This is a genomic window from Opitutaceae bacterium (assembly GCA_015075305.1).
Taxonomy (GTDB): Bacteria; Verrucomicrobiota; Verrucomicrobiia; order Opitutales; family Opitutaceae; genus UBA6669.
The window spans coordinates 404,737-430,398 of record JABTUS010000004.1; the positions used below are offsets into that span (position 1 = coordinate 404,737).

Here is a 25,662-nt window from a genome sequence, read left to right on the forward strand (position 1 = left end):
CTTGGGTGAGCACGCTAGGTTTGAGCAGGCAGGCCGGTCAACCGCGCAAACTGCGCGAGCAGGTCGTCCGCGGTGGATTCGAAATCATACCGCCGCACGCTTTCCTGCGCCCGCGCGGCGATCCCTGTTCTAAGGGAGGAATCGTTCAGCAGCCTGAACAGGCAGTCTTCCAATTGGCCGACCCGATCCCGGGCGGATTGGTCGAATTGGAGGCCGTTGACGCCGGAGACAATGACATCGCGGTAGCAATCGAGGCGCGACAATACGGGCGCAGCGCCGGCGGCCATGGCCTCCAGCGGAGCGACGCTCAATCCCTCTCCCCGGGTTGCAAGGCTCGGATAGCAGAAGATGTCGATGGATCCATAGACTTCGCTCAATATCTCCGAGTCATAGCTGGGTCCGCGAAATTCGAGGCGGTCGGCGAGGAGAGGCTGGTATCGCCTTTGCAACGATGCCAGGTAGCCCGCACCACCGCCGCCTTCTCGAACGTCGACCGGTCCCATGAGCACCAACCTCCACTCGGGCAGCGTATGACGTCCTTTGGCAAGACCGGCAGCGGCGTCGAGGAGCAGCTCCAACCCTTTCTCGGGATGAATTCTTCCGACATAGGCGATCGTGACTGGCCCAGCACGGGCGGCCTGGCGGGAGTGCCGCCGGAGCCCTGCCCAATCAATTGACTGTCGGAGAACGGATACACGGCTGGCGGCTCCGGGGTTTTCGCGGATCGCCTTGTCGGCGACGGCCTGCGAGGTTGCGAGGATGAGATCCACCTTTCCGTAGAGGCGCACCTGTCCCTTTGGCATGCGACCGAGCACGACCGCCACGCGGCCGGGATCACGGCGGCGGCCCGCGATGAGGAAAGGCAGCGAAACCGTATTGCACACCACCAGGTCTGCAGGCGGCAACGCCGGGGCCACGCGTCGCCCCCAAAGAAAATCGCGCCACAGGTTGCGCGGCAGTGAGCGCGTGTGATCGCGCCCGGGAATGCGCAGGTGGGTGAGTCCTCCGATCGTTTCCCGATCCGGGAGGCCGGGCCAGGTGCGCGAGATCACGCACACCTCGTGACCGCGCGCCGCAAACAGCCCGGCGAGACGTCCCCATATCTTTTCCATCGCGCCCCCGCTCACGGCGGGCACGGGAAGGAAGAAACCCATGACGATTGTCAGGCGCATCAGCGTGCAAGTGCGGATTCCAGGGCCAGCTGCAGGCCGGCCGCGGCGTGCTCGTAGGAGTACCGGCGGATGCGCTGGCGAACAGCGCGGCGGATCCCGGCACCCCGGGAGTGAAGGTCATCGAGGGCGCGCGCGAGGGTCGTTCCCAGGGCGGCCGGCTCCTCCGACGGAAAGACCCAGCCGGTTTCGCCGTCGCTCACGAGATCCTGCTGGCATCCCACGCGGTCGCTGACCAGGCACGGGGTCCCCATCTCCATCGCCTCGTTGACTGCCAGTCCCCAGCTCTCATGGATGCCATTAGAGGGAAGGACAAACAGGGAGGCCGCCAGATAACACGCCGGCATTTCGCTTTGATTCGCAAAGGGAAGAAAATGCACCGAGACACCGGCCGCGTCGAATGCGGCGGCCTGAGCCTGGAGGGCGGACTTCTCCGGGCCGTCGCCGACATAGAGAAGGACGGTGTTTGCCGGAGCGAGTTCGAGAAACGCGTCGAGCAGAAGGCGGGGTTGCTTCCAGGGCACGAGTTTCCCGGCAAAAAGCACCAGAGTCGCATCGGCCGAAATGCCGAGCCGTCCGCGAAGCGCACGGGCGCGCTGCTGGTGGGTGGAAAGTTCGGGGGAGAAATGACGACTGTTGACGGCATGCGGCGCGAAGAAGAGCCGTGATTCAGGGACGCCGAACGCCTTGAAATAGTCGCGGTTCGCCTTCCCGACATAGGTGACGCCGGCAAACCGCGCGAAGAGGGTCCGCATGGCCAGCCCGCGGAGCCCGCGGTGTGGTGGTCGGCCGAGCAGGTGGGAGTCCCCGCGGAACAGCAGGGGAACCCTCCTGAACCAGTTCCACAGGATGACAATCATGTGGCTCGCATAGGCGTATCCGAACAGGAGAATGGCATCGGGTTTCCACGCATCCAGGCGGCGGGTGAGACCGGGGTTGTGGAGCCCCGAAAAGCGTTCGCTTGTGGGATGACTGGAGCTGTTGGGCACGAATTCGTGATCATAACCGCACAGGAGGTCCACATCCCAGGCGATGGTGCGATCGAATCCGGGGTCATGCGTGGGTGTCGCGCCCGCATTCCAGAGGTAGAAGACGCGAATTTTCAGCGACGTGTTTTCCGACAGCCAGCGGAACCACGGGCTGTAGTACTGGGTGGGATGCGAGAGCACGATCGCGAGCCGCGCAGCCCGTGCAGTCACGGTGTTCGGTTGCAGGGTCACTCGAGAAAATGCTTGAGCACAAAGGGCACGCCGAGAACGGCCACCGCGGCCTGCGAGAGCGAGGCGATCCATGCGCTCATCGGAAGTTCAATCTGAAACGACCATGCCAGCAGCAGCACCATCAGCATTCCGGGGTAGGAGATGAGGGGGGAACAGCGGGTCCAGACACCCGCGAGTTTGGTGCATGCACCGATGATCGCGCCTAGGGATGCGAGGCCGAGGAATCCGAAGTTGGCGAAGGCCTCGGCGACCACGCCGAAACCAATGGTGGTTCGGAGGGTGCTCTCCTCATCCTGGAGCCCGTAGTAGGTGGCAAGCCGTTGCGTGCTCACGTGCCCCATCGGCTTGTCCGGCCAGAAAATCCGGGGAATGAGCTGGGGCAGGATGTGTCCGTAGGTCTGGCCATCGAGATAGGGCTGCCGTGCGGGGGTGGCGTCGACCACGAGCGTGAGCATGTGAAGCAGCGAGGTGCGCTCGATGAGTTTTCGGGATACGAAGATGTCGCCGGAGGCTTGGGATCGCGGCGTCAATCCGTGCTGGACCCATTCCGCAAAGAACGACGGGAGCTCCCAGAAGGTGGGCGGCGGCGCCTCGTTCTCCCAGTACTTCATGCGCATCGCGCTCTTCCCGTTGTGGAGGATGGCCATGCATGCGAACAGCAGGAGACAGGCCGCCAGGGGAATGCGCTTCCCGCCGGAGACATAACCGATCAGGGCGAGCACAAGGAGTGAAAGGCCGCTCACCAGGAAGAGTGTCGACACAAGCAGGAGCGACTGCAGGGCAAGCAGGGATCCGAAATAGATCCTGTCACGCCGATGGAGCTCGCCGGCCCCCCATTTTCGGCTGAGCAGAAAGGTGCAGAGCGTGCCCACACCGTAGCCAATGGCGCGGAAGATGCTGTTGAGCTCCGGTGGGATCAGATCGGTGAATTCCGAGAGGAGCGTGTAGAGTGTGGAGATCCCCATGCCGACCCGGAGGTAGCGATCGACGGGTCCCGTGAAAAGCGGCAGAGACCACCAGGGGCCGATCCTTGGAACCCCGGGAACCAGCTCATAGGTCGCGATTGCGCAGAGCTGGAAGAGTATCACGCCCCACGCTGCCGCTGTGACGCTTTCCACGGGATAGTGACGCAGCAGTTCATGGCCCCCGAGCAACGGCAGCGCAAAACTGTTGAACCCCGTGATCATGAAGGTCTGGAAAACCGGAAAGGAACTCTCCTGGCGTCTTGCCCAGCGCAGGCCCGGCAGAACGGATAGTATGAGAATCGCCAGGCCCTGGAAGCGGTGGAGCGGATCGTCAATCGGGGTGACGAATCCGAAATAGACGCAGAGCGCCAGCGTTGCCAGAAGGCCGCTGCGGAAGAGCAGCGTGGCATTTTTCTCGGAAAGCGGAGAGGCTGCTCCGAAGGAGAGGACGGGCTCCGTCTCCGGCTGAGCTTCGGTTTCAGCGAGGTTCATGACTGGACGTCGGAGCCTGATCATTGGCACTCCGTGTCACCCGGTCAAACAACTCACACTGCCGGCGCGTCAGTGTTTGCACACTGTAGTGGTCGTGGAAATACGCAGTCTCGCGCGGAGGAACCGCGCCCGGAGGGAAACCCTTCAGCGCCGCCTGAAGGAAGGAAAGGACCGCGGGATGAGAACGATTGGACGCCGGGCTGTCCTCGACAACAGCGACGACGCATCCCCCCAGTGGCCGCAGCAGGTCGCGCAGCAGGCTGCGTTCGCGAACGACGGCCAGGATCGGCCTGCCGGAAAGAAAATAGGGGTGGAGCTTTGAAGGGGAATAGGCGGGGTCGGCCGCTGCAAGCAGCAGGACACCATCGGCCTGGGACTGCCACCTCAGGCTCTGCAGGTAGGTGGTGCGTCCGGCAGTCTCGTGCACCTGCGCCTGGAGATTCAGCCGTGCGGCAATGGGAAGGATGTCAGATGTAGTCGCGGGCACCGCTGCGTAGGTGGTGCCGACAAAATGAAGATGCAGGCGCCGCGCCTCGACGGGCTGGCTGCGTGCGAGTTCATGCAGCGACTGCAGCACCGCCTCAATCGCCGTCAGCCCGATGGGTCCTGCAGCTCCGGTATAGACGAGATGCACCTCTCCGTGTTCGCGGGACAATTCCGGAATTTGAGCCGCGAGTCCGGCGGACGCGGCCGCGAGATCCTCCCGGCTTCCGCCGAACTCGATTGTTTCGGACGGGCGGCCGCTCATCCAAGGATAGCGGTGGCGGAGATCGTCGAGGTAGCGGGGCGATACGCTCATGAAGCCGCTGGCTCGGGAAAAGGACGGCTCCTCAAGGACCCGGGCGACCATGCGCGCGAATCCGTATTTCCATCCGCCAGGTGGGCGAGTGCCGGTGTCTTCGTAGTGGCTGGTCTGCCAGGGGTCCTGGATGTCGATCACGTACGGAATGCCCGTGTCCCTCCTCCAGAGGCGAGCCGCAAAGGTTGCGACAAACTCCGTCGTCGATACGAACACCAGGTCGATGCGCTCACGTTTGATGATCTCCAGTCCGGAGCGCCAGAGGTGCCGCCAGGAACGCAGTCCGAGGCTGCCAACACCCACGATGCGGCAAAGCGCCCGCGAAACCGCGCCGCAGCGATAGATCGGCAAGTTTGCAGGCAGGATCGCACCCAGCTCAGGCTCAATCACGCCGTCGGCTTGCGCGGAATCCACGCAGAGCAACACGGGATTCCAGCCCCATGCCCGATAGTGGGGGAGACTCATTCGGACTCTTTGCAGGTCGGGAGCGCTGAGGGGAAGCCACCGCGGGCAAACGATCAGCACGCGTTTCATGTCAGCGGCAATGCGCGAAAAGGTTCATTCAGCGCCCTATCGGCCTCGGAAACCACGATGGGTTTGTCGGTCTCCCAAGAGTAGACAAATTGGCCGGCCGTCCACGCGTCGTCGCGCGCCTTTTCCTGCCGCACGGGCGAGTCGAAATAGGCGTCGATTTCCCGGGCCGACTTGGCGGGGTCCTCCAGGTCGAGTTTCACACCCGCAGAACGAAGCGCGCGCCCAAGGGACAACTGGGCCTTCGTGGTTGAATAGGCGACGGGCAGTCCTGCGAGAAGGTAGGTGTAGATCTTGTTTGTGAGACAGAAGTCGCGATTGGCCGGGGTGGACAAATCAACAGCGAGGCCAAGGTCGAACGGAGAGCAGAGCATGACCATGCTTTCGGCGGGTTCCCTCGGCAGAAAGTAGATCTGCCCCCGGAACCCCGCGAGGCTGGCAATCTGCTTCAACGCCTCGGGGAAATCGCGTTCCGGAGTGCCGCGAAGAAACAGGTCGCAAGGGGTGCGGCACCTGCCAAGGATGGCCACCACGGGCTCGAGGCCGCGGCCGCGACCGATTGTCTGCGAGAACCAGTACAGGCGGGCTCGCTCAGTGTTCTTTACGCGCCTGTTCCGCGGTTGAATCGAGGGGCCCATGGAGCGCGGGAATGTGTTGAGCAGTATGCTTGGCCGGCGAACGCCCCGGGTTGCCACGTACTCGTCGGCGATCATCGGGGAGGAGGCGGTCAGGTAGGCGCAGAGTGGCATCAGGGACCATTCTATCTTGTCCAGCCCGCGCTGGCGGACCTTGCTGCGCACGACGGCGTCCGTCTCCGCGGGGTGATAGTCCTCGGCGTCAAATCCAAGCAGCGTGCCGGCATGGTGCGCACCGGCGGCGGCGGCGCAGAGTCCCGACGGGGTGTGGCCGATGTAAAGGCCTGCTCTGACACCGCGGGCCGCCGCCGAAAGCGCTGGGATCGACGCATGCTCCGCGCGCATCGCCAGCTTCAGCGACGGCTCACGAATGAATCGGAGCAGCAGGCGTGATAGACGAACTTCGATCGACGAGAGGAGCGAGCCTGGCTGGCGCCTCCAGTTCACGGGAACGGACAGCCAGGACCTCGCGTGCGCGATGGCGTCATCCTCGTCGAAAAGTTCCTTGCGATAGCGTCCGTGGATGACCGTGACGACGCAGTTGCATTCCTGAAGAGCGTCCGCCTCCTTGATCACGCGTGGGTTGTTCGCGAGGTGATGCGGCGTGACGATGCAGATGGATTCCGTGGCTGGCCGGGGCATGATGGGCGGAGATTCGTTCAACGAAAGCGCACCTGAAGGCGTCGGGCGAGTTTCCATCCGCCGATTGCGCGCAGCCACTTGAGCCGCGGGCCGCAGGGGAGTCTTGTCCTGGGCATGCAGCCATCCTCACGAGCCCGGCGTGCCGCGTCCAGGCTCAGCGACGGGGCTTCGGGATAGAGTTCATAGCGGAGGCGTTCCCACATTTCGCTCACGGCGAGGAGCGTCTCGGGGGATTGGTCGCAGCTTAGGAGGGTCTCCGAAAACCGAAGGGCGGAGCGATGCATGGCCTCCATGCGGGACTTGCTCCTTGTGGTCGACATGCTGCCGCTGAGGCCGGAGCGGTAGTGTGTGTGGACATCCGCCACAAAGCGGATCCTGGAGGCGCGCGCCAGGACCCGCGCAAAGAACTCACCATCGTCATTGGGCGTCAGACTCTGGTCCCATGGTCCCGCCTTCAGAATCAGATCCCGCGGCGTCAGCCAGGCTGCAGGGTGCATCATGATGCCCTCCGCCGCCTGGGTGCGGAGAAACAGCCACGCCGGTTCGTAGTCGCGCGCCGTCGTCCGCTCCACAGGGTGGGAGGACATGCTCGTGAACTCCCCTCGGAAGCGACTCCAGCCGCAACTGGCGACGGTGCCCGGTGGTGATTCACGAAGCACGCGCAATTGCCGTGAAATCTTTTCCGGGCCGATGAGGTCGTCCGCGTCGAGAAACTGAATCCATGCTCCGCGGCTTTCAGCGAACCCGCGGTTGCGTGCGGCGCCCGGACTCTTTCTTGGCTGAGTGAACAGGCGAATGCCGCGGGAAACATACCGTTCGGCGACCGAGAGCGAACCATCCGTGGAACCGTCGTCGACCACGATGATCTCCTGCGAATGGTCCGAAGGCGTCAGGACGGAATCAATGCATGCCGCGAGCCAGGGTTGCGCATTGTGGCACGGAATGATGATGCTGACATCGGGCTGGGCGGTCATGGCGGCGAGGAGGAGCGCTGATTCAGTTGTGCCTCAGCGAAACGTTCAGCCGTGGCCTTGTCCAACATCGTCCACCATGCGGGATGGTCTTTGCGCGCATGGATGCACGCCCAGGCGGCGCCGGGCCGGCCCATCCATGTCCTGAGGTATCGCAGCCAGTCGCGGCTCGACGCCTCGCTCAGGAGAGGCCGGCAGGCGCGATCCGCGAATGCGGCGTGAAGCGCCAGATTGGTCACGGCCGGTGTCTGGCGGCGGAGATGAGTCCAGAAGTCACGGATACCGCTGGCATCCATCCCTGAATTGCGCACGTACGTGGCCAGCAGCAGGGTTTGAATCACGCCCCAGCGATGGCCGTCAGCATCCCGCGCGGATTGTCTGGTCCGGCTGTAGGTTGCCAGGGGCAGGGGCAGGTAGATCATGGGGTGCCGAATCAGACGCTCGCGGAAGGCCTCCATGCCCGTGAAGGGAATGTCCCCGGGCGTCGGGGGGGGAATGCCTTCGCGCCGCATCAGCATGGCGCCATTCGCCATGCGCGCGCCCGTGGCCTGGGCGGGGTCGCCCCATGGGATCATGCGGCGCGTGGCCCGTCCGGTTCCGGAATCAACGGGATGAACCGTCCGAGTGGTGTAGCTCCATGAGCCATCCGGATTCTCGGTCGCGATGGTCTGGTTGCACCAGGCGAGATGGGCCCCCGGGCATTCGTCCAACGCGCGTTTCAACGTGGAGAGGAAATCCGGATGCCAGGCTCCGTCATCCTCAAGGATCGAGAAGTACTCCGCGGACTGCGACACTTCTGAAAAGCCCCGGTTGAACGCGCCGACAGCACCGAGATTGCGTTCGTGCGCCAGCAGGCGGATGCGTGGATCGTTCAGGGAGGCGACGACCCGGGATGGCTCCGGGTCCGCGGGATCATCGTTGTGCACGAGCGCGATCCAGTCTGCATGCGATTGCGCAAGCAGGCTCCGGAGCGCCCGCGGCAGCAGGCGCCCGCGCCGATGGGTTGGGACAAATACATGGACGAGCGCCATGGATCAGGAGGGCGCGCCCATTCGCGCAGGGCTCCCGCCGGCGAAGCCGCGCCAGGCGTGGCGAAAATAGCCGCGCTTCGCGAGGTCCACATAGTGGTGCAGGCAGGCTTTGGGCTGGAGAATCTCATCGGTGTTCGGGGCGACGATGTAGTCGGCCGGCGGCAGCTGGCGATGCGGCGTTCCGCTGAGCAGCAGGGCGGTCAAAGCCTGCTCCAGAAAGTAGCTGGAGCCGTGGGTAGAGAGCAGCGTCCGCGTCCAGTGCTCGAGATTGTCCCAGTCCATTGCGGAGGAGGACATGCCGCAGACCCCTGTGTTCACCAGGGTCGGGATCGGCCCGGTGACGAGCGTCGAAAGCCGTGCGCGCCCGTATCCGTACGACTCCTTGAAGTCGGTCATCACGATCGGGAGGGAAGGATCGCCCAGCCAGTCGATCAAGGCGTCGGGGCGGCGGTGAAAAAGCATGTCCGCATCCAGAACCAGATTGGCGCCGGGGCGCGCGGCGTGGACGTCGGTGAGTTTTCGAAGCAGGGTGAATCGCATCCGGTGTTCCCGGAGCGTGGGAAAGCGTCCGGAGGGCAGGCGCGCGTCGAGCGCCTGTTGTAGTGGGGTGCCGGATACAATGTGCAGTCCGGGAAACGCCGATGCGAGGCGGCGGGTCATGGCAGGGGACAGCGTCCCGTCGTCCACGAGGAGCACCGGCCACAGGCGATCGGGAGCGTGAATCTGAAAAGAGCGAAGGCAGAAGGCGGTCTGCTCCCAGTAGCGCGCGCCGGTGAGAAAAACCAGGCAGGCATCGCCTTCACCGGGGCTGCGGACGGGCAACGTCGGAAGAGCGGCCGCCGCCATGCGCATGGCCTGGCGGGCCCGATGGGTTTTCCATTGGGCGACAGGGCCGCCCTCGCGCACGGACCGGGCCACTGCCGCCCGGGGGCGATGCCAAAGCTGGTAGAGCCAGTGTCCCGGCCGGGTCCACTCGAACGCGGGCTGTCTCATTTTCGGGGTTGGCTGCGCGCTGCCGCCTCGAATGCTGCAACATCGGACAATCCGTCGAAGCGTCCGCAGAGTCCGCGCCAGCGAATGCGATGGGCGGGCGACTTCCATGCCGCACTGCGGACATAGGCGCGGCTCTTCCGCAGGGGGGCCGTCCAGCGTGATATTGGCCGCCAGGGATTGAGTCCGTATCGGTGAAGGACATGCACCCAGGATCGCTGGATTCCCTGGTTCAGGCGGGCAAGATAGGCGGCCTGAAGGCGGGCGGTCGGAATCAGATGCGTGACCTCAAGCGAGGGAAACCAGCCGGTGTGCCAGCCGCCCAGGAGGGCCGAGAGAACGATGTCCTGGTCTCCACCCGAAGCCAGCGACGCGCCGACGCGGTCAGTGATCTCCGGGCCCGCCGTGGCTGTTTGGACGCGGGCGACCCAGGCATTGGCCGCCTCGCGACGCACAAGCAAGGCGGCTCCGTTGGGGAGCCAGTCGGGAATGTCCACCGGGCCCGATGGCGCGTGGGATGCATTGCCACCCTGGCTTTCCCGGCCCGGGGCGCGGGCATGCAGGTGGGTCAGGATCCGCTCGCCCCCTCTTATTTCGCGCAAGGCCAGGAGCCCCGCAAATTCGTCGAACCATCGCGGAGGAGGGCCGCCGAATTCAGGCAGAATGTTTCCGCCGGCCGTGCCGAGGGAGGGCAGGCGCAGGAAGGTGGTGCGTGCGGTCTCCAGAAATCCCGGTGAAGGCAGCACGTCGTCATCGACGAACGCGAGCAGGCCTCCCTGCGAGGCCTCGACCCCCCTTCTGCGGGCGCGGCTCAGTCCGGACGCGGGCTCCGTCACCACCCTGACTTCACACCGCAGACCCATGAAGGCGGAGTGCGGGACCGGCTGCGTGGAGGCGTTGTCGACTATCACGATCTCCCATTGATCCGCGGGAAGCGTCTGCAGCGCGAGGGCATTTGCGACCCGGTTCAGGTTCGCCGGGTCGGGATTGCGCGTGGGAATGACGACGGAAACCCTCATTGTATCGGATGGTTCAATACACAACGAATTCAGGCGCAAGCAGTCGGTCCGCGTCATCCGGAACATGCCGGGCGGATGCGCGCTGACGGGCTGCGGATCCCATGCCGCTCCAGGCTGACCTGGCGCACCAGGCCCGTCGGATGGCATCGGCGAGCGATTCGACGGAACCGGGATCGCAGATGAAGCCGGTGACGCCTTCCTCGATCCATTCCTCCGCGGCGCCGACGCGGGTCGCAATCACGGGCCTTCCGTACAGCAGGGCCTCGATCATCGCCGTGGGCAGGCCCTCGTCGCGGGACGCTGAAACGAGGCACTGGTTTTCCCTCCAGATGCCGGCCAGGTCCGGAACAAAACCATGAAACCGGACGTGACGGGAAAGTCCGAGTTGCGAGGCCAGCAGCTGCAAGGCGTCGTGACCGGGACCTTCACCATGGATGTTCAGCCGCCACGATTGCGACGCACCTGGAAATTGCGCCAGGGCTGGCAGGAGCAGATCCAGTCCCTTGACGTGTTCGAGGCGTGCGACGACGGCAAACGTTGGAGTGTCGCCAGCCGGCCAGGGTACACCCCCGGAGGGCGGGGGACGGATCGGAACCTGGATCAGGCTGGCATGGCGAAGCGGCAGCGCAAGGTGACGGCGCGTGATTTCGAGATTGCGGCGGGAAACGAAGAAGATCCGCCTGGCTCCGCAGAAAGCGGCTCCTGCCCTCTGCAGATCCACCGGGCTCAGGAACGGGGCTTCCGTCTGCCAGTTCGCAATCACGAAATAGGGGATGCGTTGATCCTGGATAAAGCCCAGCACGCGACCCTCCCTCACAAGATCGTAGGTTCCGCCGCAACTGAATATGACGCGATCTGGGCGAAATATCCTCAGCGCCGACACAAGACTGTCGGTTTCGCCGGCTGCATATTCCATCCTGCGCTTGATGCGATCCCGCTGGCTGCGGGGTATCGTGGGAACGCCGGTTGGAAAGTGGCGTGCGCCCTGACGAATCATCGATTGAACGCGTGCATGTGCGGCCACCGCGGGCGTCACCCCCACCAGGACGGCGTCGCCCCGCCCCAGAGCGATGTCCGCGGCGTGCGACCAGAGGATGTCCGCTCCTCCAAACGGATAGCCGTAGACGGTTGAAAGAAATGCGATGCGCATCATGGCTGACGCAGCCCTCACGCCGCAAATCCGGCAGGCAGTGTCTGCCAGGTGGATGGCACGAGATCGCGCGTATCGTGGGTGAGGCCTGCATACCAGGGCGATGGCGCGATGGTCAATTTTCCCGGATGCCGAATCAGCCAGGCAGCCCACCATGAGAACGAGCTGTTGGCCGTGATGCCATGGTGGCAGGCTGTCATCAGCTCAAGCGTTTCATGGACGGTCAGTCTGCGCTCCGGGTCCACGAGACGGAAGTCGGCAACTCCCTCCAGCAGTCTGGCGGCTCCGGAAGGGTCGTCGGAAAACAGGTGGAACCTCATTCCCGGATGATGTGCGGCAAACCTTTCGATTGCGGCGCGGTAGTAGGCGGCGCCCAGAATTCCGATTTCCCGGCTGAAACGAGGATCGGTGACGTAGTCGCCCCGCCGGACATGCACGAATGCGGATGGGGCGGATCTGATGTCCTCAAGGGCCGCCTTTGCCGGATCTGACAGCGGAAAGCGGAACGAAAAGTGGCGCCGCACCTCCGGGAAGATGGACTGGAAAAACTGTTCGGACTGGAAGAGCCCGTCGAGATGCGTGCCATCCGGAAGCGCATGAAAGTCGGGCGTGTGGCGGAACGAAGTCTGGCGGTATGCGAAGCCGCCCTTGTGCATTCTGCGCTCGTACTGCCGGAGTCGCAGAAATCTGGCGACGGCCAGGCTGCAGCGTTCGCTGCGTGTGAGAGGAACACCCGTGGCGCGCTCGTTCTCCTCAGTCGTTGAAAATTGCGCCGGCAGGAGAAATCCATCGAGAGCGTACCGGCCGTGTTCGGCCCATTCACTGGTTTCGCGGAACCAGCTCACATCGAGCTTCAGCACGGTGCGGCGATGGGAGGAGAGGGCCAGCCCCGCCGCATATTGAAACATCTGGTTGCCGAGCCCGCCGGAGAGTCGTGTGATGATCATGGCAGGCGCTGAAGTTCGACTGACATTCCGTTGAGCACGGTGCCAACGCCGGATGTCGCGGGAAAGTATCCCATCGGCTGGCTGCCGTTGATGTGAAGCCTGGCCGCCTCGAATTGCTGGAGCGTACGATCCCGCTCGCTCAATCCGACCAGCAGCGAATAGGTTCCCGCCTCAAGCTGGACCGCCTTCTGCGTGAAGGTCGCCTCGTATTCCCCGCGATCCAGGTTCCTCGGCGGGCTCCAGGTGGTTTGAACCGGCTTGCCGTCGGCGGCGAGAAGTCCCACGGCGACAAGCACGTGTTCGAGGCGTCCGCTGTCGATCCGGAAGCGCAGGCGCACGTGCCAGGGTTCACCGACGGCGACCTCTGCAACGGAGCGGCCCGCGTCGTTGAGAACCTGCACATCCAGGACACGCGCGGATTCGCTTGCCGTCGTGGCTGGCGCGGGCGATGGCCCGAGTGCGGCCACGCTTCTGATGTAGTCATCAATCACAGCGGGCGCCGGACCGCGCGAAACGATCCGACCCTGATCAAGGAGCAGGGCGGAACGGCAGAGCTGGCGGACGAGACTCAGGTCATGGCTGACAAACAGGACGGTCCGTCCGGAATCGCCTCTGGAAAAGGCCCCCATTTTTCCGATGCATTTCTTCTGAAATGCAATGTCCCCGACGGCGAGCACCTCGTCGACGATGAGGATTTCCGGCTCCAGGTGGGCGGCGACGGAGAAGGCGAGGCGCACCTGCATGCCGCTGGAATAGTGCTTCACCGGTGTATCGAGAAACCGTTCGACCTCTGCGAAGGCCACAATTTCATCGAAGCGCCGGCGAATCTCCGCGCGGGTGAGCCCGAGGATGGCGCCGTTCAGGAACACGTTCTCCCTCCCGCTGAGTTCGGGGTGGAAGCCCGTGCCGACCTCAAGCAGCGAGGCGGTGCGTCCCCGAAGAACGGCCGAGCCCGATGTGGGATCCGTGACTCGTGAGAGGATCTTGAGCAGGGTGGATTTCCCTGAGCCGTTGCGACCGATGATCCCGACAACATCCCCGCGGGTGACTTGAAAAGAAACGTCCCTCAGGGCCCAGAAGTCGCGCCCGCGAGTCGCATCGGCGGAACGCCCGAGCAGCCGCGAGCCAAATCTGGCGGCACGGCCAGTGATCGCATCGCGCAGGGTGCTTGTGCGGCGGCCGGGCTCGAGGCGATAGAGTTTGGAAATGGAATCAACTTCAATCACGGCTTGTGATGATGATGCGGGATTCACGTGTCCGTGCGGGTTGAGGCGGCGTGAGCCGACGCTGGAATGCAAGGCAAGACGCGCAGCCTCAGCAATCCTGAGGTTGCGAACAGCGTAGATCTACGACTCCAGGGTTCCCGTTGGGGATTCGCAGCCTTCAACCCACCTCGGCGTGAACGGAGCCGGCGATCTTCCTGGATTCATCGGGCGAGACGAGCAGTTCGACGAGTTTGAGACCGAAGTCGACGGCCGTGCCGGCTCCGCGTGAAGTGACGATGCGGCCGTCGGTTACCACCCGTTCGTCCTGCAGGATGTGCGGCAGTTCGCCGGCAACAGACTGATGCGCTGTGTAGCGCCGCCCCGACAGGATGCCCGCGTCATTCAGGACGGTCGGAGCTGCGCAGATGGCTGCGAGCCATCGTTCGGCGGCATGCTGCTTGAGAACCCGCGCGCGCACGCGTGGGTCTGCGCGCAGATGTTTCACTCCGGGCCCGCCTGGAAGAAGCAGGAGGTCAAAGGCGGCATCGTCGTCAACGGATGACAGCGGCGTGTCGGCGTGCACCGTCAGGCCGGATCGTCCCGTGACATGGATGTGATCGCCAAGCGATGCGGAAAGGATCTCAACACCGGCTCGGCGCAGGAGGTCGAGGGGTGTGATCGCTTCAATTTCCTCGAAGCCCTCGGGGAGAAGCAGAAGGACGCGCGACATGCCGGCAGTGCGTCAGCCCTTCTTGCGGACCTCGGCGGTGAGCGGTGCGTGATCGGAAACCCAGAGATCCTGTTCTTCGCCGAGCGCGAGTGCGTCCGAGAGCACACGAAAACTCTCACGAAGATCGATATCCACCTTGGCGAAATGCTGGTTCTCGTCGTCCATGCCCGGATCTTCGACATTCGCTTCGGGGTCGTCCGGATCGGGGGCTTCCTTTATGCGTGGAGGAGGGGGTGGCGCGAGGAGAACCTCGGTGTACTTGAAGTCATTTTTCGCGAGTTTTGCCCTTTCCGCCAGCATGTCCTTGCGGAAGGCATCGTCCGTTGCCTTGGTGCGGCGCCGGTCCTCAAGATTGAGGGAGACCGTCTTCATGTCCTGCTTCGACCTGTAGAAATCGATGCTCTTTCGTAGATAGGCGAACTCCTCGAGCGAAGCCTCGCGCTCGAGGCTTTTTGCACGGAGGGGTCCCAGGATGCGATTGTCGAGCGGTTTTCCCTCGAAATGGCTGGTCGGAATTTCGTCCCAGACCAAGGCGTGCGGCAGTTCCTTTTCGCCCACTTTCATGTCGATCGAGGGCAGGACGATGTCCGGAATGACTCCCTTGAGTTGTGTCGATGATCCGTTGGGAAGATAGAATTTCTGAACCGTGAGTTTTGCGGCGCCCATCTTGAACGGCGATCTGACCATGCCGGGAACGATGTTCTTCATCTCCACGACCGTCTGCACGGTTCCTTTTCCGTGGGTTGAGCTGTCGCCGATCACAATGGCGCGGCCGTAGTTTTGCAGGGCTCCGGCCACAATCTCCGAGGCTGAGGCACTGTAGCGCGACACCAGGACGGCGAGTGGACCGCCGTAGGCGACCTTGGGATCCTCATCTTCGTCAACCTTCACCTCGCCGAAATAGGAGCGGACCTGGACCACCGGCCCCTTTTGAATGAACAGGCCGGTGAGCTCGATCGCCTCCGAAAGCAGGCCCCCGCCGTTGCGTCGGAGGTCGAGCACGAGTCCCTTGATGCCCGAGGCTTCAAGTTTTTCGATCAGACTGGCGACGTCTGCGGTGGCGGATGGCTGATCAGCGGCGTTCTCTCCTCCGTCCGGGCCGTAAAACTGCGGAAGGGTGATCACTCCCATCGGGATGAGCGTCCCGTGGATGTCCGGCACCTCGAAAATGGCGCCAAACGCCCGGGCTGAATCCAATTTCACGACGTCACGCACGAGGGTGACATCCTTGCGCACCGAGGAGTCGGTTGCATTTCCCGGCTGGATCAGGAGGCGGACGGGTGTCCCCTTGGTGCCGCGAATCATGTCGACGATCTTGCGCAGCTTCATGCCGATGACCTCGATGGGCTCGATGCCCTGCTGTCCGACGGATATGATCTTGTCGCCCGGATGGACCTGCTTGCTCAGGTCAGCGGGGCCGCCGGGAACGATTTCCTTGATGACGCAAAGATCATCCTCGAGCGACAGCATCGCTCCTATTCCAACGAGCTGGAGTCGCATCTGGATGTTGAAATCCTCGAAGGTGTCGGCGGAGAAGTAGGTGGAGTGGGGGTCGTACATCCGTGCAAGCGCTCCGAGGAAGATTTCCGCAAGATCGGTGGACTCGATCTCGGCGATGTTTTTTTCCATCCGTTCGTAGCGCTTGCGAATGTGTGTCCTTGCGGATTCGAGGGCGGCCGCGGGCTCCATGTTCTTGTTGCTGAGCACATGGTCCAGAATTTCGAATTTCAGCCGGCGCCGCCACAGTTCGTCCGCCTCCGCCGGATTCGCCGGCCATGCCGCTTTTGTGCGATCGAGTGTGTAGGTTTCAGGCGTCGTCAGGTCGATGGGCTTCTTCAGCTCCTCGAAGATCCAGGCGACGCGGGCATGGGTCCTCTCCTCGTACACCTTGAAAATCTGGTAGGCGTAATCGATTTTTCCGAGAGTCGAGATGTTCCAGTAGAGACTGTCGGACGAGTTCGCGGATGTAAACGCCTGCTTGTCCGATTCGAGGAAAAACATGCGCGAACCGTCGAGGTCCGTCATGTAGTCGCCGATCAGCTCGCCGTAATCGCCGGGTTTTACGGCATCCCGGTTGTAGTGCACTTCTTCGAGAAGCTTTACCAGGAATTGGACCTCCTTCGACTGCGCGGTCGAAGTGGAGAAGGTGTGGTCCTGTGCCGGTTGCGCGCAAACTGCCAGGCTGGAGACCAGGAGGAGCAGGTACGGGAGGGCGGCACGAATCTTCGACAGGGACATCATTGCGGAAATAGGAAAGGTGGAACGCGGAAAAGTTGCAGGCAATGCCTGTGCAAATGCCGGGGGGGGAGCGCCTACGGTTTGCTCAGGATGTCCCGCGCCGCATCGAGCAGGCGCCGTTCATCAGGCGTCAACGAAGCGAGGCCATGGCTGTTGATCTTGTCGAGCACGCGATCGACTTCCGCCTTCATGTTTTCGCGACTGGCGGGCACTGCCTGCCGCGGCGGATCAGATGCCTCCGAATCGCTGTCCGTTGACTTCAGCTCGCGCACTTTGCGATCAGGACTCGACCGACCGTCAGGGAATCGCCATTCGCGCAGGTAAACAAAACGGAAATAGGCCCAACCGGCCAGCATGCCCCCCAGGTGAGCCGAGTGCTCCCAGCCGAAGCCGGAAAGCCGGCCGGTGCGTTCGAAAAACAGATAACCGAGGAGTTCGACGCATGACAGGGCGATCACGGCATGCTTGACGACGAATGTGACTGGTATGAACAGCAGGGAAATGGACACCCGCTGGTTGGGGTTGAGCAATCCATAGAGCGTGATGAGGCCAGCGGCGGTTGCCGAGGCGCCGATCAGGCTGTCTTGAAACTGCCAGTGGACAGCAGCCCAAAGGGCTCCCCCCGAAACCAAGGCAAGGAACCAGAAACCCAGGAACCGCCGCGAACCCAAGAGCGGGAGCAACTCACCGCCCACAAACCAGATGATTCCGCAATTAACAATGAGATGCAGGAGCACGAGTGGCCCGGTATCGTGAAGAAAGCCATAGGTCAGCAGCCTCCAAAATTCGCCGTGCTTCAAGCCGTCAATGCTCAGTTCGAAAACAGCATCGTAAAGCTGCCCGGTCGGTTCCGCAAAGAGCCGGTGAAAAAGCAGTTGAACGACATGCCCGGCAGCGAGCGCAGAGACAAGCCAGACCAGCACCGAGGTAGTTTGACCACGGTTCTCCCCTCGCATGTAGGGCCGGTCAGTAAGCATGCTGGCATCAGGGTGGCGTGGCTCCCGCCAAACTCAAGCGCGCTCCCGGAAAACAGGCGAAAAATTGATGAAATATCAGCAAATTACGACAGTTGGCCGGTTCCCGGTGGCGCTGGGGGCCATTCGATCCGTTGCATCGGGTGGCAAATGCATTCATGGCGCTGTGCTTGACAGCACCCGCGAGTGCGATTTTGTCCGCTTTACGCCATGGCCAACAAAGACGACAAGTGGGAAAATAATGTTCCCGGAAAATTCTATGTGGATCAGCAGTGCATCGACTGCGATCTCTGTCGCGAAACGGCGCCAGGTTTCTTCACCCGCCACGATGACGGAGGCCATTCCTACGTTTTCAAGCAGCCATCCACGCAGGAGGAAATAGATCAGTGCATGGAAGCACTTGAAGGATGCCCGGTTGAAGCCATTGGGGCTGATGGAGATGACTCCGCGGAATCCGCTGCACAGCAGCCTCAAGTGAGTGCGACGCCGCAGCCGACCGGCGAAGTCAGAGGCTAGGCGGTCCTACCACACGTCGAGAACCGCGTTCAGCGCGGCTGAGGCGAGGGAATCTGCCAGAAGCGGAACCGCCTGATATTCCGCGCGGAGTTGATTGTCATGGTTTCCGGTCTGCGGATTGTCCGTGAAGATCTGCCGCCTGGCGTCCAATGGCCGGTCCTTGAAATAGATCGCGCCCGACCCGGGATTGATGAGCGACAGGGACGCCGTCAGGTTCAAATTGAATTTGCGCGCAAGTCCGGTGTCATTCGGCAGGACTGTCGCGACCTCTCGTCCATAGCGGCCAATCGTCATGGAAAGGACGGCGTCCGCCTCCGACGGTGAATTCACCACAGTCAAGCGCCCGTCGCGTATGAATGCCTCGCGGAGTGCGGTGCTGATGGCGGCGACGGACTGGGGCAGGCTGGAGCGATTGGCGACCGGTTCAATGTACAGTCGTTGGAAGGCAGGCCTGCTCCGCGTTCCAAGCACGTAGTGGCCGCATCCTGCCTGGAAACAGGCGGCTATCAGGAGAATGAATCCGGCTCTTCTCATCGGCGGGGCCAGGAAGTTCCCGGCAGGCTTTAGAAGAACAGGAATTTCTTGCTGCGTTTCTTGCCTGCTGCAGAGGACTTTGCCTCTGCCGCTTCGACCTTGGCCAGTTGTGCGCGGGCCTTCTCGGCGACTGATGAATCAGGGAAAACGGTGATTGCCTCGTTGTAGAACACGCGTGCGGCCATGTAGTTGTCGCGCTTGTAAAAGTAAAAGTCGGCGATCTTTATCTTGCTCTCAGCGAGGACCTTCTTCATTTCGCTCAGCCCCTTTTCCGCAGTGCTCACGCCGGCGTCGCTTGGGTATAGAATCATGAAGTCCTCGAAATAGGTGACGGCCTCGCGTGTGGATGCCTGATCGTAATAGGGGCCCTCAACCAGTGACGCGTGTCCCTGGGCGAGCCTCAGGTAGGCGTCGGGCGTCAGCAGGCTTTGCGGATAAAAATTTATCATTCGATCGAGCGCGTCGATCGATTCCTCGACGTTGCCCATGCGCTGGTGCGCCCTGGCAATGTTCATCAGGGATAGCGGGGCGTAGTCGCTGTAGGGTGCGGTGATCAGCAGGACCTCAAAGTACTCGACCGCCTTTTCGCGATTGGTGAATCCGGGGATGATGCCCCAGATTCGGTTCCGTGCGCCGTCGAGAAGCGCGCTCGCGATGCGGTATTGTTCACCGATGATCTCGTTGAACCGGGTGTAGTTCGGATACCGGCCCACCACCTGCTGGAAATCCTCATGGGCCTTGTAGTACTGCTTCCGGTCAAGACGCATGTGCCCCGCCCTGTAGAAAGCCTCCGGTGCAAAGACTGAGTTGGCGAATCGTTTGCCCACACGCTCATAGCTTCGGGCCGCCTTGCCATAGCTCCGGGCCTCTTCGTACCCGCGGGCGCTGTTCATTTGGTCGAGAGCCTTTCGACCGTCCTCTCCGACCAGGCCGGAAAGCGCGCCGCCTTCGATCTGCCAGCCGGTCGCGGGTGTCCACACAAGCTCGGCCCGCAGTGCTCCAGCCTGGATCAGGAGCGATGCCAGCAGGCACAGATATCCGGAAAAGCGAACGAAGGAAGTCGACATGAGATTGAGTCTACCAGCGAACCAGTGCGCCCCCATAGGTCAAGCCCGCCCCAAATGCGACGAGGAGAACCAGATCGCCGGATCGTATGCGTCCGGCCTGACTGGCCTCATGAAGCGCGAGGGGAATCGAGGCGGAGGAAGTGTTGCCGTAACGATCGACGTTCACAAAGAAGCGGTCCATCGGCAGTTTCAGGTAATGCGCAATGGCTTCAATGATTCGGAGATTGGCCTGATGGGGAATCACACAGGCGATCTGATCGGCTGTGACCTCGTGTTGTTCCAGAATTTCCCTGGCGATATCCTCCATGGCGCGCACGGCGACCTTGAAGACCTCTTTTCCCTTCATCCGGATGACGCGGAGGTCGTCAATCGATGGAGGAGAGGCACCGCCGCCAGGAATCCAGAGGAGATCAGGCGGGAGTGGGATCGTGGCGAGTCGTGAGCCGATTATTTCCGAACGGGCATTGGGGGACCGGCCCAGCACGACGGCTCCGGCGCCATCTCCGAAAAGGACGCATGTGGTGCGATCCTTCCAATCAAGCATGGTCGAAAGCTTCTCGGCGCCGACGATCAATGCGTGACGATAGCGTCCTGACGCAAGCATCGCCCAGGCGGTGTCGAGTGCGTACAGAAAACCGGTGCATGCGGCATTCAGGTCGAAGCAGGCGGCCTTCTCCGGGATGCCCAGCTTTTGCTGGAGGAGGCATGCCGTCGCGGGCATCGGAAGGTCTGGGGTCAGCGTTGCCAGGATGACCAGATCGATTTCATCATTGGTGACGCCCGCCATGTCAATGGCCGCTTGGGCGGCCGCGGCCGCCATGTCAGCGGTGGTCTCCGACTCGGCGGCGATGCGGCGCTCCCTGATGCCAGTGCGGGTCATGATCCATTCGTCCGAGGTGTCGACAACGCGCGCGAGTTCATCGTTGTTCAGCACCCTGGCTGGAGCATAGGCGCCTGTACCGAGGATGGCGATGGGCATTGAGGCCATGCGTGGGAAAGAAGGGGAGCGCGGCCCTGCGGACCCGCTCAGGCCAGCACCGATGGCGTGGGGACCAACTCGTTCGCACGGGCGATGTCGGCTTCGATGTGGCGGTTGAAATCCGTGCGAATGAACTCACTCGCGTCATGCATTGCATTCATGATGGCGAAACGGTTTGCCGAGCCATGCGCCTTGAGCACGCTACCGCGAAGGCCAAGGAGGGGAGCTCCTCCGTATCGTTCCGGTTGAATCCTGTTCTTCAGCTCGGAAAATGCACCGCGCGCAAGGAACGCACCGAGTTTCCTGCCCGGGGCTGCGGCAAGCTTTTCCTTGAGCTCCCGACTGAAGAACTTGGACATGGATTCCCAGCTCTTGAGGCAGATGTTTCCGGTGAAACCGTCGCAGATCACCACATCGACGGTGTTGAGGAAAATCTGGAATCCTTCGATGGGGCCGGCATAGTTCACGAGGTTGCCCAGTCGCTTCAGCGCCTCATGCGTCTCGTTGACCAGGCAGTTGCCCTTGCCTTCCTCGGTGCCGATGGTGAGGAGTCCAACGCGGGGCCTTTCAATGCCAAGTTCGAGCCGGCAGTAATGGGTTCCCAGGATCGCATTGTGGACCAGGTGAATGAATTTGCAGTCGGGATTCGCACCGGCGTCGATCAGAACCGAGTTTCCGTCGTCGCGGGGGATGACGGCCGCCAATGCCGGCCGCTCGACTCCATTGACGGTCCGGAGTTTGAGCGTACCTGCGGCAACAAGGATCTTGGTGTTGCCGGTGCTTACGACGGCTGCGGCCTGGGAGTCCTTGACCAGCTCGATCGCCCGGAGCATCGACGCATCGCGCTTCCGCTTGATTGCGCCCATGACCTCATCATCGGGCGAGATGACCTCGGAGGCATGGAGCACGGCCACCTTGGGGTGCCCGCGCAGTCCTTCCTGTGCCAGGAGTGGATCCAGCTCAGCCTGACGGCCGACCAGCGTGATCGGGTTGAGGTCGGCAAACTCCGCCAGCGCAAGTTTCAGCGCGTGCACGACCTCGGATGGGCCCAGGTCGCCACCCATTGCATCGATGGCGATTCTGGCCGCCGATCCTGAATCAGAACTCATCGCGAGCACTGGCGATAACGCTCGTTGCCCGATGAGGGTGATCAGACTTCCACCGTGAGGACCTGGCGACCGCGATACATCCCATTCCTGGGATTTACACGATGGGGGCGGAACGCGGAACCGTCGGTCGGATCGCGAGCGAGTTCGGGAGCCTTGAAGGCGTTGGCTGCGCGGCGATTGGCGCTGCGACGTTTGGACTGCTTGCGTTTCGGATTGGCCATGTTCGGAAAAGTTGAGTGGACCGGACGCAGGGGCTAAGCTGCGTCAGGAAACAGATTAAAGGGTAAACGATATGGGGTGCGGGCCGGACGCGTCAAGCGATGTTTCAACCCGTGCACGTGAGCGCAGCGCGGAGGGAGGCGACAGAAAAAACAGGCGCGTCTTTAGACGCGCCCGAAACTCACTGCTGAAGGGGGAGGACGGAGGATTAATGCGAACCATCCGTTCGGACGGTTTCAGCCTTTTTTGCTTCCGTAGTTGTCGCGGTTGCCACCGGCTTGTCGTCGTCCTGATCCTCGCTGGAGGCCTTCTTGAATTCCTTGATGGACTTGCCCAGCCCCTTGGCCAGTTCAGGAAGCTTCTTGGCTCCGAACAAAAGAAGAACGACGGCGAGGATGAGAAGGATCTCCATGCCTCCGAGGCCGAACGCACCGAGTACGAGCGGTGAAAAATTCATGCCGAGACAATAGCCGCAAGGCGGGTTCTGTAAAGGTCAAAGGACCGATACCCAATGAATCCTTGCAGGCGTTTTACTTTCCCGAGCCGGGCGGCCTTGATGAACGATCACTTGCCGCTGTTCGCTGGTCCGATGAATGTCATCCGTGCAAACAGCTCGAGCAGGCGCTTTCTGAGAAGCTCGTCCTCCTCCGCGACCGTCTTGTTGTAACTCAGGCGCTGAACCGCCCGCTCCGCGAGTTCGATGCTCAGGACATAGACAAATCCGTCGCGCATCAGGGTAAGGTTGCCGCGTTTTGCGACCAGAGGTTCATTCGTTTCGGTGTAGCTCGGGCGGTTCCGAAACATAGTGCCGCCTGGCAGGAGGTTGTAGGTGAGCAGCGTGCCGGATTCCATCGACGGGATGTACTTGGCACTTTCCACCCGGGAACCGGGAAAACGCTCCTGGAAATCCCTTTGAACATACTCGGTGAAGAACCAGATCAGGTATTCCTTGCGACCGCGCGTTTCAAACTCCCAGCGCTGCGTTGCATCCATCTTGAAACAAGCGATGCTTGCATGGGTGTTGAAATCGTCCTCGAACGTCACGACGTCCGGGGTGTCGACCACCTTCCCGCCGAGTTCCGAAAGAACGGGGATTGCGATCTTGTAAGACCCGGAGGGAGCGAAGTAGGTGGTGCCCTCAATTCGGCCGGCCAGGACACCCTGGGCCGGGAGCATCGAAGCTCCCGTCAGGCCAAGTGCTGCAAGTAGAAGCGCGCGCATCATGATACAAAAGATTCGAGTGTGCATCACTGTGACCTGATTTCAAGCAGACGGTTGCACCAGATTCTGCCATGCCTGGATCGGAATTTCCTCCGGACGTGCGCGCGGGGTGAGACCGTGAGTCGCGAGAACTCCCAACCAGGCCGATCCATTGTCCGGAAGTCGATCGCGAATCAATGAGCCGATCTGCTTCCGTCGCTGCTGGAAGAGTCCACGGATCAAATCCCGGACGCCTTGAGGAAAGACAATCGGCTCGGGCCTTCGCACGAGGTGGAGGAGAAAGGAGTCGACCTCGGGTCGCGGATGAAAGCAGGCGGACGACACGGCGTGACCCGGTGCCATTGAAAAGGCGGACTGGAGAAAAATGGAAATGGCACCGAATGCCTTGGTCCCCGGCTTTGCTGCATATCGTTCAGCGGCTTCGCGCTGCAGCATGAGCACCATGCGCTGGGGAAGTGCGCCGCTGAGCACGGCGTCCATCCATGGAGTTGAAATGGCGTAGGGCAGATTGGCCACCACCTTGAATGGCTCGGTGCTGCGGGGTGCGGACAGGCCGGCCAGCGGAAGCTCAACCGCGTCGCCAAGAACCAGATGAAGTGTTCGCGGAAATCTCGGGGCAAGGGTTTCCTCGAGAAACTGGTGCAGGCGGGGATCGCGTTCGACCGCCCACACCTCGGCTCCCGCCTCCAGAAGCGCCGTGGTGAGCGTGCCGAGCCCGGGGCCGACTTCGACAATGCCGTCGCCAGGTGAGACGGCAGCAAGCTCGAGCGATTTTCGCACGATGTTTCCATCGACAAGAAAGTTCTGCCCCAGCGCCCGTTTGGGGTAGTGTCCAAGTTGCGCGAGCAACGATCGCGTTGACGAGGGGGAAAGGGCCATCAGTTCGCGCGGAATCCGGCGATCACGGCGGCGGGATCGGTCGCCTTCATGAGCGCCTCGCCGCAAAGGATGGCGTGCGCACCCGCCTTCCTGACTCGGGCTGCATCGGCTCCGGTGAAAATGCCGCTTTCGCTGACGGCGATGATCCCGCTTGGAAATTGCGGGATCAGTCTTTCGCTCAGTGCGAGATCCGTCTTGAACACCGCGAGGTCGCGATTGTTCACACCGATGATCCGGGCACCGTGGCGCGTGGCGCGCTCAAGTTCACCCTGCGCATGGATTTCGAAGAGTGAATCGAGTCCCGCCGCGTTGGCGGATTCGAAAAGGAGGGAGATTTCACTGTCATCCAGCGCGCGAACGATGATCAGGATGGCGCTGGCACCGGCTTTCCGGGCCTCAAGTATTTGAATCGGGTGCACCATGAAGTCCTTGCGCAGGCAGGGGAGGGCGGGGCCTACTTCGCGGAAACGAGTGGTGACGGAGGCCAGGTCGTCAATGGTCCCTCCAAAGTAGCGTTCGTCCGTCAGGATCGAAAGGGCGCTGGCCCCGGCGGCACGATAGCGCAGCGCCTGCGCCACGGACGACACTCCTGCCGCGATTTCCCCGGCGGAGGGAGAGCGCCGCTTGATTTCAGCGATGACGCCCAGTTTTCCGTCCGCTCGCCGCAGCGCATGCGAGAAGGAAGGCACCGGGGGAAGCGAAGCATGCAGGGCGCGCAGTTCGTCGAGGGAAACGGTGCGGATTGCCGGCGCGATCTCGCGTCGCTTCCAGGCCATGATCTCGGTGAGTTTGTCTGTCATGCGAACGACCGAGGAAACACAGTGGCCGGCGGAAAACGAGAATGGAGTTGCGTGGATCCCGTGATCGCCCAGGGCGGATTCATTGTCGGTGCGAGGATATCGAGGGCAGGGAGATGGCGAATTGAGGTGTGGCTGCAAGGAGGCGGTGCATTTGAGGGAGAGTGCGGCCGCGGAGCAGGGCCCAACGGAAATGAAGTGGTGTCGCGCGGCGATTCTCCTCGTCCAATCGCGAGGGCATCCTTCTCGATGGCATGAAAAAACACTCCCATCCCAATCCAGCCGTGCGTCAACCATCCCACCCTGATCACGCCGCCGCCAGCCTCTCCTTAACGCTCGCTTCGCCTCGTCGTCCTTGAACAAGCACTTCCTGCTGTTGCCCCAGCTGATAGCAAGAAAGCTCGCGCCTCCGTACTCCATCTTCGCCTTGCCAGCCATTTTCCATCCTATCGCTTTTCGAACGTACCCTCAATGCAAGAGGTAAAGACTGCCCCCTTATGCCCACCCACCCATAGGCGGCCTCCCATGTCCAAATCGACGAAATCCGAACGGCGTGCCGCCAACGTCCAGGAGTCTTGCGCGTAACGGCCAGCTGGGATGGCCGCGAGTGACCGGGGGGTGTACCACTCCCGG

Annotated in this window: 25 protein-coding genes; 1 reads left to right on the forward strand and 24 read right to left on the reverse strand. The window is 62.2% G+C overall.

What is annotated here, in order from left to right; all coding sequences use genetic code 11:
• Positions 1-14 precede the first annotated feature (14 nt).
• From HS122_10440 to HS122_10510, 15 genes are all read right to left on the reverse strand, one after another.
• A complete protein-coding gene (locus HS122_10440; protein ID MBE7538820.1) occupies positions 15-1,172 on the reverse strand; it encodes a glycosyltransferase family 4 protein in 1,158 nt (385 codons plus the stop codon).
• The gene (locus tag HS122_10445) at positions 1,172-2,389 is read right to left on the reverse strand and encodes a glycosyltransferase family 4 protein (protein ID MBE7538821.1); all 1,218 of its coding nucleotides are present in this window, start codon (positions 2,387-2,389) and stop codon (positions 1,172-1,174) included. The genes HS122_10440 and HS122_10445 overlap by 1 nt, the downstream gene beginning before the upstream one ends.
• The gene (locus HS122_10450; protein ID MBE7538822.1) at positions 2,386-3,846 is read right to left on the reverse strand and encodes a hypothetical protein; all 1,461 of its coding nucleotides are present in this window, start codon (positions 3,844-3,846) and stop codon (positions 2,386-2,388) included. The genes HS122_10445 and HS122_10450 overlap by 4 nt, the downstream gene beginning before the upstream one ends.
• On the reverse strand, positions 3,833-5,110 hold the full coding sequence (locus HS122_10455) for a hypothetical protein (protein ID MBE7538823.1): 1,278 nt from the start codon (positions 5,108-5,110) through the stop codon (positions 3,833-3,835). The genes HS122_10450 and HS122_10455 overlap by 14 nt, the downstream gene beginning before the upstream one ends.
• A gap of 65 nt (positions 5,111-5,175) precedes the next feature.
• Complete coding sequence (locus tag HS122_10460) at positions 5,176-6,453, reverse strand: hypothetical protein (GenBank protein ID MBE7538824.1); 1,278 nt, start codon at positions 6,451-6,453, stop codon at positions 5,176-5,178.
• 17 nt (positions 6,454-6,470) lie between these two features.
• Positions 6,471-7,427 carry a glycosyltransferase family 2 protein gene (locus tag HS122_10465; GenBank protein MBE7538825.1) on the reverse strand — a complete coding sequence of 319 codons (957 nt, stop codon included), beginning with the start codon at positions 7,425-7,427 and terminating at the stop codon, positions 6,471-6,473.
• Entirely contained in the window at positions 7,424-8,455 is a 1,032-nt protein-coding gene (locus HS122_10470; protein MBE7538826.1) for a glycosyltransferase family 2 protein, read from the reverse strand. The genes HS122_10465 and HS122_10470 overlap by 4 nt, the downstream gene beginning before the upstream one ends.
• A gap of 3 nt (positions 8,456-8,458) precedes the next feature.
• Positions 8,459-9,448 (reverse strand): glycosyl transferase family 2, encoded by a 990-nt coding sequence (locus tag HS122_10475; GenBank protein ID MBE7538827.1) that lies wholly within the window; start codon positions 9,446-9,448, stop codon positions 8,459-8,461.
• Entirely contained in the window at positions 9,445-10,464 is a 1,020-nt protein-coding gene (locus tag HS122_10480) for a glycosyltransferase (GenBank protein ID MBE7538828.1), read from the reverse strand. Before HS122_10480 ends, HS122_10475 begins: the two co-directional genes overlap by 4 nt.
• A 13-nt stretch (positions 10,465-10,477) precedes the next feature.
• On the reverse strand, positions 10,478-11,617 hold the full coding sequence (locus tag HS122_10485) for a glycosyltransferase family 4 protein (protein MBE7538829.1): 1,140 nt from the start codon (positions 11,615-11,617) through the stop codon (positions 10,478-10,480).
• Between the two features lie 14 nt (positions 11,618-11,631).
• Positions 11,632-12,561, reverse strand: coding sequence for an alpha-1,2-fucosyltransferase (locus HS122_10490; GenBank protein ID MBE7538830.1), 930 nt, complete (start codon positions 12,559-12,561; stop codon positions 11,632-11,634).
• On the reverse strand, positions 12,558-13,787 hold the full coding sequence (locus tag HS122_10495; GenBank protein ID MBE7538831.1) for an ABC transporter ATP-binding protein: 1,230 nt from the start codon (positions 13,785-13,787) through the stop codon (positions 12,558-12,560). Before HS122_10495 ends, HS122_10490 begins: the two co-directional genes overlap by 4 nt.
• A 157-nt stretch (positions 13,788-13,944) precedes the next feature.
• Positions 13,945-14,496: a DJ-1/PfpI family protein gene (locus HS122_10500; GenBank protein ID MBE7538832.1), complete on the reverse strand. Its 552-nt coding sequence runs from the start codon at positions 14,494-14,496 to the stop codon at positions 13,945-13,947.
• Positions 14,497-14,508: 12 nt separating this feature from the next.
• On the reverse strand, positions 14,509-16,737 hold the full coding sequence (locus HS122_10505) for a carboxy terminal-processing peptidase (protein MBE7538833.1): 2,229 nt from the start codon (positions 16,735-16,737) through the stop codon (positions 14,509-14,511).
• 71 nt (positions 16,738-16,808) lie between these two features.
• On the reverse strand, positions 16,809-17,711 hold the full coding sequence (locus tag HS122_10510; protein MBE7538834.1) for a rhomboid family intramembrane serine protease: 903 nt from the start codon (positions 17,709-17,711) through the stop codon (positions 16,809-16,811).
• A gap of 207 nt (positions 17,712-17,918) precedes the next feature.
• Between HS122_10510 and HS122_10515 the strand changes: the two genes are divergently transcribed.
• A complete protein-coding gene (locus tag HS122_10515) occupies positions 17,919-18,224 on the forward strand; it encodes a ferredoxin (protein ID MBE7538835.1) in 306 nt (101 codons plus the stop codon).
• A 6-nt stretch (positions 18,225-18,230) separates the two neighbouring features.
• On the opposite strand, the gene HS122_10520 is transcribed toward HS122_10515, so the two are convergent.
• From HS122_10520 to HS122_10560, 9 genes are all read right to left on the reverse strand, one after another.
• Entirely contained in the window at positions 18,231-18,758 is a 528-nt protein-coding gene (locus HS122_10520) for an LptE family protein (protein ID MBE7538836.1), read from the reverse strand.
• A gap of 29 nt (positions 18,759-18,787) precedes the next feature.
• Positions 18,788-19,825 carry an outer membrane protein assembly factor BamD gene (gene bamD / locus HS122_10525; GenBank protein ID MBE7538837.1) on the reverse strand — a complete coding sequence of 346 codons (1,038 nt, stop codon included), beginning with the start codon at positions 19,823-19,825 and terminating at the stop codon, positions 18,788-18,790.
• A gap of 10 nt (positions 19,826-19,835) precedes the next feature.
• Positions 19,836-20,813, reverse strand: a complete 978-nt coding sequence (locus HS122_10530; protein MBE7538838.1) for a ketoacyl-ACP synthase III — start codon at positions 20,811-20,813, stop codon at positions 19,836-19,838.
• 38 nt (positions 20,814-20,851) lie between these two features.
• Positions 20,852-21,913, reverse strand: a complete 1,062-nt coding sequence (plsX, locus tag HS122_10535; GenBank protein MBE7538839.1) for a phosphate acyltransferase PlsX — start codon at positions 21,911-21,913, stop codon at positions 20,852-20,854.
• Between the two features lie 41 nt (positions 21,914-21,954).
• Positions 21,955-22,134: a 50S ribosomal protein L32 gene (gene rpmF / locus HS122_10540; protein MBE7538840.1), complete on the reverse strand. Its 180-nt coding sequence runs from the start codon at positions 22,132-22,134 to the stop codon at positions 21,955-21,957.
• A 206-nt stretch (positions 22,135-22,340) separates the two neighbouring features.
• Positions 22,341-22,589, reverse strand: a complete 249-nt coding sequence (tatA, locus tag HS122_10545) for a twin-arginine translocase TatA/TatE family subunit (protein MBE7538841.1) — start codon at positions 22,587-22,589, stop codon at positions 22,341-22,343.
• A 107-nt stretch (positions 22,590-22,696) separates the two neighbouring features.
• A complete protein-coding gene (locus HS122_10550; protein MBE7538842.1) occupies positions 22,697-23,356 on the reverse strand; it encodes a hypothetical protein in 660 nt (219 codons plus the stop codon).
• Positions 23,357-23,395: 39 nt separating this feature from the next.
• Entirely contained in the window at positions 23,396-24,232 is an 837-nt protein-coding gene (gene rsmA / locus HS122_10555; GenBank protein MBE7538843.1) for a ribosomal RNA small subunit methyltransferase A, read from the reverse strand.
• A complete protein-coding gene (locus HS122_10560) occupies positions 24,232-25,032 on the reverse strand; it encodes an indole-3-glycerol-phosphate synthase (protein ID MBE7538844.1) in 801 nt (266 codons plus the stop codon). The genes rsmA and HS122_10560 overlap by 1 nt, the downstream gene beginning before the upstream one ends.
• Positions 25,033-25,662 lie beyond the last annotated feature (630 nt).